Genomic DNA, 350 nt, shown 5'->3' on the forward strand with positions numbered 1-350 from the left:
GACGCTTCGCTTAATTTATGATAGTACGCCATCGGATGGTCTACCCGGTCGATGACCGGTAAGTCATCAATGTTACCTAGACCCAGTTGTTGTAAGTTAGGTAATGTTTGGTCAAAACCTTCTAATGTGTGACGGAGTGTATGAGACCCTTCGTCTCCAAATTTGTGGGCATCTGGCGCTTCACCAATCCCCACTGAGTCCATCACGATTAAATGTACGCGGTTAAATGTTGCCATTGTAACCCCCTCCTTCTGTCTGATGCTTGCTTAGTAGTCTGAATCGGATTCTAAACCTTGCATAATTTGAACACCTGCACTCGCACCAATACGTGTCGCACCGGCATCAACCAT

At 46.3% G+C, this 350-nt stretch carries 2 pseudogenes; both read right to left on the reverse strand.

Features of this window, described 5'->3' with window-relative positions:
• Positions 1-236: pseudogene (locus CD172_RS11815) on the reverse strand (phosphopentomutase); the annotation flags it as partial.
• Positions 237-266: 30 nt separating this feature from the next.
• Positions 267-350: pseudogene (locus CD172_RS11820) on the reverse strand (deoxyribose-phosphate aldolase); the annotation flags it as partial.

It is taken from the genome of Staphylococcus agnetis (assembly GCF_002901865.1).
GTDB classification, from domain to species: domain Bacteria; phylum Bacillota; class Bacilli; order Staphylococcales; family Staphylococcaceae; genus Staphylococcus; species Staphylococcus agnetis.